General features: G+C 47.8%; 4 protein-coding genes. All 4 read right to left on the bottom strand.

Annotated elements, in window-relative coordinates; all coding sequences use genetic code 11:
- Nucleotides 1–2010 (bottom strand): SusC/RagA family TonB-linked outer membrane protein (locus VIM72_RS00265; RefSeq protein ID WP_332000869.1); only part of this gene is annotated, 2010 nt, incomplete at its 3' end.
- 344 nt (nt 2011–2354) lie between these two features.
- On the bottom strand, nt 2355–3947 hold the full coding sequence (locus tag VIM72_RS00260) for a RagB/SusD family nutrient uptake outer membrane protein (RefSeq protein WP_332000868.1): 1593 nt from the start codon (nt 3945–3947) through the stop codon (nt 2355–2357).
- Nucleotides 3948–3965: 18 nt separating this feature from the next.
- Nucleotides 3966–7088: a TonB-dependent receptor gene (locus tag VIM72_RS00255; protein ID WP_332000867.1), complete on the bottom strand. Its 3123-nt coding sequence runs from the start codon at nt 7086–7088 to the stop codon at nt 3966–3968.
- Between the two features lie 20 nt (nt 7089–7108).
- Nucleotides 7109–9403, bottom strand: a 2295-nt coding sequence (locus tag VIM72_RS00250; RefSeq protein WP_332000866.1) for a TIM-barrel domain-containing protein, incomplete at its 5' end; no start/stop codon positions are given.

Below are 9403 nucleotides of genomic sequence, written 5' to 3'. Positions count from 1 at the left end.
CTGGGTAAGCTGTGCAATGCCTGTAAGCCCGGTAGCCACCGTGGCCAGCGTGGAGGTATAGGCATAATCCCGGATATTCTGATTATTTGTTAAACCATAACCCAGGCGCAGCTTTAATTCATTAATGCTTTTTACAGACTGCAGAAATCCTTCATTATTTATTTTCCAGGCAAATGCTCCTGAGTAGGTATTCACCCAGCGGTTTTCAGGCGCGAACTTTGAAGATCCGTCTGCCCGGAGATTGGCGGTGAACAGGTATTTATCATTGATCCCCAGGTTTATACGGCCAAAGTACGATTCCTGCGCGCTTTGCCCTTTGCTGCCGGAATTGGTGGCAGTAGTAGGATCCCCGCTGCTGATCACCTGCACGCTGTTGGATGGGAAATTGGATCTGCTGGCAGAAGAACCTTCATTGGTGCTTAGCTGCGCTTCGTGCCCCAGCAGCACATTTACATTGTATTTATCTTTAAACACATGTGCATAGGTTAAATAGTTCCTGATGGTGGTGAACAGGCTTTGCGAAAAATTATAGGATGCGCTGTTGGTATTATTTTTTACCAGGCCAAAGGTATAGGAAGGGTTAAACCGGTCTTCCGTTGCCATTGAAAAGCTGGCGGTTCCTTCATTCCGGAGGGTCAGGTCTTTGGTAAGAGCAATTTCTGCATATAAATTACCAAAGAGCTGTTTCCGGTTCACCTGGTCTTTATTAATAAGGGCTATCGCATACGGGTTCACGGTGCTGTTCACCCATCCATTGGGGTTATACGCGCCGCCCCAGCTGCCATCCTCATTTTTTACAGCGATATCCGGCGTTTGGCTTAATGCGGTATTAATTACATTAGAGCTGGTTGAATTCACATTTTCTTTGATACTAATAAGCTGCAGGCTGGTGCCTATCTTTAGCCAGTTGGTGGTTCTATTGTCAAGGTTCAATCTCAATGAAACCCTGCGGAAATCAGATCCCAGCGCAATACCTTCCTGGTTGAAATAAGAGCCGGACAGCAGGTATTGTGTTCTGGCATCTCCCCCACTGATGGTTAAGGTATGGTTGGACATCGGCGCATTTCTAAAAAGCTCTTTCTGCCAGTCAGTTCCATCACCCAGGTATTTCGGATTTACAAACTCCGGCCGGGTATCAAATCCCCAGCCTAAACCTGTATTCCTTTCATTTATAAAAGTTGCATATTCCCTTAAATTCATTACAGGCAGCTTTTTAGGTATTTGCTGAAAGCCGGTATACATATCATAGGAAATGCTTGGCGGAGCTACCTGCCCCCTCCTGGTTGTTATTACTACCACGCCGTTTGTTGCCTGGGATCCATAAATTGCTGTTGCAGATGCATCTTTCAATACATCAATGGATTCAATTTCAGAAGGGTTGATGCCGGCCAATGGATTTACGCCTGCGCCCAATGTGGCGGTGCCGCCAATAATAACCCCATCTATCACATACATGGGCGAGCCTCCGCTAAAAGAAGACAAGCCGCGGATCTGAACAGACACTGCTCCACCCGGCTGACCTGATATTTGCTGCGCCACTAAGCCAGGCACCTTTCCCTGTAAGGCCTGATCAAAGGTTACCGGCTGTGTTTTGCGGATCTCATCACCGGAAACAGAGGATATGGCGCCGGTAACATCCGGCCGTTTTATTTTGCCATACCCGATTACCACTACGTCCTCCAGCTGGGAAACATTTTCAGCCAGCTTCACCTGGATGGAGGTGCTTTTATCAACCACTACCTCTTTTTTCAGGTAGCCGATCATGGTGATCACTAATACGTCTCCTGTTGACGCGTCGATCGTGAACTTTCCCGCTTCATCAGTGATGGCAAAGCGCTGGGCGCTCTTTACGCTCACCGTTGCTCCCGGAACCGGCGTGGAGTTAGCCTGATTGACGATGGTACCACTGATCTTTATTGTTTGTGCGGAGAGGTTTATACTGAAAAGGGATCCCAATAGGATACCCAATAGCGGCAGTATCCGCAAGCGAATCATTTTGGTTGACTTCATACTTAATAATTTTAACTTGACTAGATTATTATCCTTTTCTTCAGCGGGGATGACATTTCATCCGTCCGGATCTGAGCTTGACTGTTTGAGGTGAATCAGCAGGTATAGGGATAGGATAGATAATCTGTTCTGCAGGACCTCCGGTACTGACGGAAGATCCGGTTAATAAGTCCCTTAACAAGGCATAGGCAGACGGGATAAGCTGCAACAGTTGTAGATTCATATACGTGGATTGAATATTATAAAGTTATTGTTATACTCTTTGAAACCCGGGGGTCAAATGATTCAACCAGGGGGCCAAAATGTTACAATAGCCCCCTGGATGAACAATCTAAATCAGTCCATTACCATCCTGCATTTTGTTTCAATACATTATTCGACAAAGTGATCTGTGTATAGGGTATTTGCACCAGGCCTTTTGTTTCTATGACCTTTGATGCCTGGATAGTTTTTGTTGTATTTACTCCGCCATTTTGAACGGTCGTTGATTCCGCAATAGCAGCTGCAGCAACATTTACGCCCTGGCGAAGCAGATCCCAGTAACGCAGCCCTTCTCCCGCAAACTCAAGTTTTCTTTCATTCATAATATTTGCCTGGTTCACCGGGATCTGCACAAAGCTGGTGCCCAATGCTCTTTTGCGTACATCGTCAAAGTAATTCTGTGCACCGGCAGCACCTAATTCAGCAGCCATCAACAATACATCTGCATAACGGATAGACACATAATCCTGGTACTGGCTGATCATGAAGCTTGCACCTCCCATTTTTTCCGCCAGGCTTCTGCCTGCTGCATCGGCCATGGGTGTATACTTTTTAATGGTGTAGCCTGTATACTCCCTTTGGTCTTTTATATTCTGAAAATCAAGCCCTTCGTCCTTTATAGAAATAATAGAGGCGCTTCTCCGGCTGTCGCCCGGGGCAAAGGCATTCCAAAGCTTAGGGTTCACGGTTGCACCTCCCCAGCCCATTCCATACGGGTAAATGCTCTGGATACGGATACCGTACATTACCATCCAGGTATTGCCATCCACATTGCCGTTCCAATCGCTGGTATAAGTGTACTTGATGGCAAACACGGTTTCCTTATTATCCTCACCTACATAATTATTGAGCGAGGCGGCCGGCCATAAATTGGCAAATTTGTCAACCAGCCCGAATCCTCCGTTGTTAATCACATCTTCCAGGTAAGCGAGCGCCTGTGCCTTTGACACCTCTCCTACCAGGTCGGCTTTGTTATAAGCGCCGGTGTAGTAAAGGAACACGCGGCCTATCAAAGATTCAGCGGCCCATTTAGTTACCCGTCCGCGGGTGGCAGGATCCTGACCGCCGTAACTGGTGGCGGGAAGATTTTCTGCCGCAAATTTCAGATCATCTGTGATGAGCTTATAAACGCTGTCTACACCCGTCTGCGGCACATTATCGGTAGTAGGTTTTGTGATCAATGGAATATTGCCCCACAACCTTACCATATCAAAATAACAGAATGCGCGTATAAACCTTGTTTCAGCTTCATAGGTCTTACGCAAATTGTCATTTCCACCCCAGTTCACCCCGTCCATGTGCAGCAAAAGCATATTGGCGCGGTAAATAGCTTTGTAATAAAGGCTCCAGCTATCGCCAAACATATTCTGATCGGAAGGTGAACGGAGCTTGTCAAATTCGTCCATCATCTGGAAACCAAATCCGTCAGCATTGCCGGTGCCTCCGAAGGCTTCATCTGACATCACCACAGATGCCACCGGAAAAGCCACCCCGCCTGACCATACACGCTGCAATCCATCATATACACCTACCAGCGCTTTCCAGGCATCGTCCGGTGTTTTGTAAAAATTCTGTTCGGTGGCAGATGTTACATCTTCCGTGTCCAGGAAGGTTTTACTACAGGCTACCAGTGATAACAGTGCAGCAGATAGTATATATATTTTTAAGTTTTTCATTGCTGATTCATTTTTAGTTTAAAAGCGGATGTTTGCTCCAACCATGTATGTTCTGGGCCTGGGATAATATCCAAGGTCCACCCCGGATGAAAAGCCTTCATTATATCCAACTTCCGGATCCATTCCTTTGTAACCGGTAATGGTGAAAGCATTCAGCACAGAAGCATATACTCTCAGCTTGCCCAGGTAGCTTTTCTTAACCAGGCGTGCAAAATCATAACCAAGCGTAATGGTGCTGATACGGAGGAATTTTCCATCATAGATATACAGGTCGGAGAACTGCGCCCAGTTAACGCCATCTTCCGTTACCCTGGGAATTCTATTGGATGTTCCTGCACCATGCCAGCGTCCCAGGACCTCGGTAGTATAATTACCGAAACCACCCGGAGCTCTCCAGGACTGCACCAGCTGGTTGCCGGAAACACCGGATGCCTGTACAAACAGGTCAAAGCCTTTATAATCCAGCGCTACATTAAAACCAAATGTGAGGTTAGGATTGGGATCGCCGATCTTTGTTTTGTCGTTGGCATCAATAACGCCATCGCCGTTCAGATCCACGTAACGGATATCTCCCGGCAGGGCGGTGGGCTGAATGGGCGCGCCTGTTTTGCCTTTATAGGCCTGCACGTCTTCTGTAGTTTGAAAAATACCGTCCGTTTTATATCCCCAGAAATAACCTACCGGCTCACCGTTTGCTGCGCGGTAAAACTCACCGGCATTGGCATACAGCACATTGGTATTACCATGAAGCACATGATCATTTGTAGGAATATTCCCGATCCTGTTCCTGTTATAGGCGCCGTTTATACCAACTGAATAATTGAAGTCCTTACCAATGCTGTTCTGGTAATTAAGCGCCAGCTCAACGCCTTTATTCGTTACATCGCCCCCGTTGATCAGCGGTGCATCAGCGCCGGCAGTGGCCAGAATGGGTACGGTAATTAACCAGTCTTTTGTTTGCTTGTTATAATAATCAAAAGTTATGTTCAGCCTTTTCAGCACGGTAGCGTCAAAGCCGATATTGGTCTGCTCTGAGGTTTCCCATTTTACGTTGGGATTAGCAATGCGGCTTGGGAAGGCGCCCTGCGTATTTGCCCCTTCAACAGGTCCGAAGATATAGGCTGTATTGCTGAAGCTGATGGGAGACAGGAACTGGTAGGCAGCCACATTCTGGTTACCCACCCTGCCCCAGCTGCCGCGGATCTTCAGGAAATCCAGCCAGTGTGCGCCCTGCATAAAGCTTTCCATGGTAGTTACCCATCCTGCGGACACAGAAGGGAAATATCCCCAGCGGTGCCCGGGTGCAAACCTCGATGATCCATCAGACCTGAAAGTGATATTCAGCAGGTATTTTTCCCGGTAATCGTATTGCAACCGTCCGAAATAAGACAACAAAGCATTTTCAGTAGGCCCTCCGCTAATGCTCATATAGGGCGCGCCCCTGTTCACGTTCTGCGCCACGGAAAGGTAGGCATGCTGCAGATCGGCCACACGCAGGTACCAGTTGTTACCACTGATATTTACTGTTTTTGTTTTCAGTGAGGAGCTACCGGCCATTACGCTAAAGTGGTGATCAGCAGCCACATTAAAATCGTAGCTCAGCAAATTATCAAACTGAAGGGTTAGCCCGTTACCCATTGACTGGGTAACCTTGGAAGTATCGTTGAATGAATAAATAGAAAGGTGATACACCGGCGTATAACCGTGGCTTTGATTAGCCGTATAATTTATGCCCAGGCTGGAGCGCAACTTTAAGCCCTTTACAGGTTCAGCCTGTATATATACATCGCCGAACAAACCCTGGTTGCTGTTGCGGTTCCTCGTAGTGTAGTCCATTACTGCATACGGGTTGGCTTCTGTATTGTTCCATGCCTGGTCGGGTTTTCCGGGATACCAGCCTTTCTGGTCGCTGCTGAAGTAATTGCCGTTCGCATCATACATGGGCAGTAAAGGGCTTGTACTGAAAGCACTCCGCAAAGTGTTATTGTACTGGCCATCTACCAGAATTCCATGCGTGTTCTGATAATTGAATGTAAGATGCTCACCGACCTTGATGATATTCTTATATAAGCTGTGGTCTGAGTTTATCCTGAACGTATAACGCTCGAAGTTGGAAATATTGGAGCCGCCTACAATACCACCCTGGCTTGTATACCCCAGTGACAAAGCATAGGCGGAGCCTGCGCCGCCGCCCTGTACGCCCAGCACATAGTTCTGGGTGGGTACGTTGCTCTTGAACATCTGATCCATCCAGTTGGTGTTTACGGGCAAATTGTTCACTACATCATTGCTGAAATAAGGCGCTTTACCGGAGTTAACAGCCGCTTCATTTATAATGGTGGCATACTCTTTTGCATTCAGCAGCTTTGCTTTACGGGCAACATTCTGGGCGCCGTAAAAAACATCCAGGGTAACCTGCGCTTTCTGATTGTTCTTCCCTGAGCGGGTGGTAACCAGGATAACGCCATTGGCTGCCTGCGAACCGTAAATGGCAGCGGAAGCAGCATCCTTCAGGATATCGATGGATTCAATGTCGGCAGGGTTCAGGTATGAAATATCACCGGTTTGAACGCCATCAACAATATACAGCGGGGAAAAATTACCTACCGTACCCTTACCACGGATAATAACGTTCATGCCGGAGCCGGGCTGCCCTGAATAAGAGGTGATCTGCACACCGGGCGCCTGTCCCTGCAAAGCCTGCATTGCATTGGTGGTGTTCTGCTTTTGAATATCGGTACCTTTTACCTGTATGTTGGCGCCGGTAACCAGCTTTTTCTTTTGTGTGCCGTAACCGATCACCACTACATTTTCCAGCTGGTTCTCCGATTCCTGCAGCTGGATCCTCAATTCCGGCGATTCAACCTTTACCTCTTTTGCAATAAACCCAACGGAAGTGATCACCAGCACGTCGCCGGTGGATGCGTTAATTGAAAACTTCCCTGATTCATCCGCAATGGCGGCGGTTTGCGTGTTCTTCACATTAACCGACGCGCCCGGAACCGGGGCGGATGTGCTTAGGCTGATGATGGTCCCACTCACTTTTGCAGTTTGTGCAAAGGCGTTTTTGCTTAGGGTAAAAATCATGATTGTCCCCCAGAGCAGCAATATTCGCAAGCGAATAATTTTGGCTGACTTCATACGTGTGAATTTAAAATTGGCTATTTTTTTATGTTTAAATGTTTCCCTTCATAGATCACTTCTTTATCGCATGTTGTATCAAGATCCAGGCGCCTTGCTTTATCAGGCGCTATCATATTTATACGGAACGTTCTTTTCTGCAGCATGCCATTGAATGAGCCCTTCCGGTCCCCGATGGTAAGGGTGCCTGTTGCTTCGCTATATTGTACCGGAATGATGGAAAAAGCGCCTTTTTCATAATTGTAATTGGCGCCTTCATCTTCATACAGGTTAAAAGATGCATCCGCGCCGGTATAAATATTTAAGGTGATGGTATCGGCCGGTTTTTCTGCAGTGTATTGCAAATCAGGGCCGAAAGGCAGGATAGAGCCGGCTTTTACAAACAGCGGCATCCGCTCATAAGGCGCTTCGGCAATAATTTTCTGACCGCCGGCATACCATTTCCCGGAATACAGATCGTACCAGCCGGCACATTTGGGCAGGTACAGGGCCCGTTCCGTTTTCCTGTATTCACAAACAGGATTTACCAGCAGCGCGGGGCCGAACATATATTGATCCCCGATGTTCAATACAGCGGTATCTGCTGCAAAGTCCATTGCAAGGCCCCGCATAATCGTATAGTCGTTATGGTAACCCCAGCCTGCCAGCGAATAGATATAGGGAAGTAAGCGGTAACGCAGCTTATCGTAATAAAGAAAACTTTTATAGGCAGGATGGTTCTCCGGAGCCGTATTAAATACCTCGCGGTAAGGGAATTGCCCGTGGGAACGGAACAACGGAGCAAATGCGCCAAACTGCGACCAGCGGGTCGCCAGCTCCCTCCACTCTTCCAGGTTTTCGCGATCCGGCTTTTCAAATTTCGCGGGCACTACAAAACCGCCTATATCCATGGTCCAGTAGGGAATTCCTGACATAGAAAAATTCACCCCTGCGGTTATTTGCGCTCTCATATCCTGCCAGGTAGAACCAATATCACCGCTCCATATGGCGGCTGCATAGCGCTGTGAACCTGCAAAGCCGGAGCGTGTGAGCAGGAAAACCCTTTTATCAGGGTCTGTTGAACGCTGCCCTTCATAGATGCCTTTTGCATTTTGCAGGGGATAGGCGTTCAGGAATTCAGCTGCGCTGCCTAAAGCGGTGGGCGTCATTTGCAGCTTTCTTTTTTCCGGGCTTACATTGGAGAGAATGTCCGGCTCACTGGCATCCATCCACCAGGCGTCAATTCCTTTACTATAGATCTTATCATTGATCAGGTTCCAGAATCCTTTCCGGGCGTCCCTGTTAAAGGCATCGTAAAAAGTTGATACGTATCCGTTGCCGATCCAGTCTTTTTGCCGGTCGGCTATATTCCTTTTATACAGCCATCCGTTCTTATCAAACTCGTTGTACGCTGTTATGCCGTCATAAAACTTCGGCCATACCGATATCATGATGCGGGTGTTGTATTTATTATGCAGCACATCGATCATGCTGTCGGGAGAAGGAAAACGTTTTTCATCAAACTCCTGGCTGCCCCATTCGGCTTCCCTCCAATAGCTCCAGTCCAGCACTATGTTGTCAAGCGGGATCTTTCTCTTGCGGAATTCATCAACCGTGGTAAGGATCTCCTCCTGTGTTTTATATCGTTCCCGGCTTTGCCAGAAGCCTAAGGCCCATTTAGGCACAATAGGCGCCTTACCGGTAAGATCGCGGTAGCCGGCGATCACCTCATCCATATTATTACCATAAACGAAGTAGTAATCAACCTGTTTGCCGGCTTCTGAACAAAAGCCAAAGCTGTTCTGCTCTTCTTCGCTCAAAGGCTCCTGCCATTTCAAAGAAAGATAGGATTCACCTCCTTCAGGTGTCCATTGGATCTTAACAGGTATTTTTTCTCCTTTATTGAAATTCCAGGGAACCAATGCAGACGCGGGGTTCCAGGCTTTGCGCCAGCGGTCTAAAACAAGCTTTCCATCCAGCCACACCTTCAGCGAACCACCGTAGGTGAAGCGGAACTGGTGAAGGCCCGACAGATGGCTGGCAAGGCTTCCTTCCCAGGTTACCACGCCTGTAGCGGGTGTAAATTCCCGGGGAAGCTGGATCTTAGAATCTCCCAGGAACTCCATATTAATATTTCCCTCAGCTCTTTCTGTACTTATCTCCTGCGGCTTATGTATATTATTGGAATAAGTAGCGGTAAGCCAGCCCGGTTCTCCCTGCTTTGAAAAAAGCTGCATGGAGGAAAGCGGGTGAAGCGGCCTTACGTCGCCGGCCCTGGTCAGGGAATAATTATCCCACAGAATGCCATAGTTCTTACTGGAGATCAAAAATGGAAC

Source organism: Chitinophaga sp., assembly GCF_036569185.1.
Lineage (GTDB): Bacteria > Bacteroidota > Bacteroidia > Chitinophagales > Chitinophagaceae > Chitinophaga.
The sequence above is the reverse complement of the archived record's forward strand: the minus strand, read 5'-3'. Positions and strand labels throughout refer to the sequence as shown.

Excerpts from the sequence above, each read along its gene's own strand:
- VIM72_RS00260 (WP_332000868.1), bottom strand. The coding sequence starts at position 3,947 with ATGAAAAACTTAAAAATATATATACTATCTGCTGCACTGTTATCACTG.
- VIM72_RS00255 (WP_332000867.1), bottom strand. The coding sequence starts at position 7,088 with ATGAAGTCAGCCAAAATTATTCGCTTGCGAATATTGCTGCTCTGGGGG.